Below are 1,488 nucleotides of genomic sequence, written 5' to 3'. Positions count from 1 at the left end.
TATTCAAGTCCAAAAGCTATGATGGGCTTTTTGAATTACCTACAAAGTCAAATAGATCGACAAGATACTATCATTGAATATTTAAAACCAAAAGCAATGGCTTTGGAAAGCTTGCAACGCGCTGATGGGCTCTTCGGTCTTACTGAAGCTGCTAAAATACTCGAGATGCAACCAAAACAGTTCATTCAGTTCCTACAGAAAAAAGGATGGGTGTATCGACGCACTTTCGGGGCTCCTTTGTTGCCTTATCAAGATAAAATCCAAAAAGGTCTTATGGATTGTCCTACACACACCATTCAAACAACAGAAGGAACAGAAAAAGTCGTACCAGCTGCTAAAATTACAACAAAAGGCATGGGGGTGCTGTCTCAAGAAATGAAACGACAAAGCGTACATTAAAGGAAATAAACCATGGAAAAGAAATACGAACTGACTGATGAAATGGATGAAGTTGGAGGACACACGCTTTACCGCATACGTGCCTTAAAAGATTTTGGAAATGTCAAAAAAGGTGACCTTGGCGGTTTTATTGAAAAGGAAGGTAATCTTAGTCATGGGGGCGATTGTTGGATTGGAGATTATGCTAGGGTTTATGATAATGCTCGTGTTTATCAAAATGCACATATTTCCGGTTATGCCTATGTTTATGGTGATGCGCGGGTTTATGGGAATGCACAAGTTTCTGGTGAAGCATACGTTTACAATTATGCGGAAATTTACGGTGATGCATTAGTTTACGGTGACACTAAAGTTTTTGATCATGCACATGTTTATGGCAATTCTCATGTTTATGATGAAGCATGCATTTACGATAGGGCAAGCGTTTATGGAAATGCAAAAGTTGGTGGTAATACACACATTTACGGAAATGTAAAAGTTTACGGTGATGCGGATTTAAGTTGTGAAGAATGGATTGGTGGAAATAGCAGAATATCCACTGGAGCAAACTAATGGAAAAGAAATACGAACTGACTGATGAGACAACTTGGATATACGGAAATAAGTTAACTTATCGCATACGTGCATTGAGAGATTTTGGAAATGTCAAAAAAGGTGACCTTGGCGGCTTTATAGAACATGAAAACAACCTATCGCATAATGGAAATTGTTGGGTTCGTGGTTTGTCCGCTGTTTATGATGATGCTGTAGTTTGTGATAATGCGATAATTGATGTTGCATCGCAAGTTAGTAAAAATGCCAAGGTTTTTGGAAATGCGCAGGTTACCAATGGTGCTAAAGTTTCTGATAATGCACGTATCTACGACAACGCATGTGTTTCCGGTACAGTGATTTATGAAAATGCTCAGATTTATGGAAATGCAAAAGCTTGCTGCGGTGCATCTATCTACGGAAATACAAAAATTTACGACAAGGTATTGGTCTGCGGTTATGTAAATGTTTATGGAGACTTTGAACTTTCTGGACTAGCCATGATTGGCGATAACCGCGAACCTTCAACAGAGGATTACAATCCTTTCTAACAACCAA

Annotated in this window: 3 protein-coding genes; all 3 read left to right on the top strand. The window is 38.8% G+C overall.

Features of this window, described 5'->3' with window-relative positions; translation table 11 throughout:
* Positions 1-399 (top strand): phage antirepressor KilAC domain-containing protein (locus tag PVV66_RS09520; protein ID WP_273761008.1); only part of this gene is annotated, 399 nt, incomplete at its 5' end.
* A gap of 12 nt (positions 400-411) precedes the next feature.
* Positions 412-951, top strand: coding sequence for a hypothetical protein (locus tag PVV66_RS09515; protein ID WP_273719590.1), 540 nt, complete (start codon positions 412-414; stop codon positions 949-951).
* Positions 951-1,481, top strand: a complete 531-nt coding sequence (locus PVV66_RS09510) for a hypothetical protein (RefSeq protein ID WP_273719589.1) — start codon at positions 951-953, stop codon at positions 1,479-1,481. The genes PVV66_RS09515 and PVV66_RS09510 overlap by 1 nt, the downstream gene beginning before the upstream one ends.
* The last annotated feature ends 7 nt before the right edge of the window (positions 1,482-1,488 follow it).

This window comes from Bartonella sp. AU16XJBT, from assembly GCF_028618665.1.
Classification (GTDB): domain Bacteria; phylum Pseudomonadota; class Alphaproteobacteria; order Rhizobiales; family Rhizobiaceae; genus Bartonella.
This window is presented reverse-complemented; position numbering and strand designations above follow the sequence as displayed.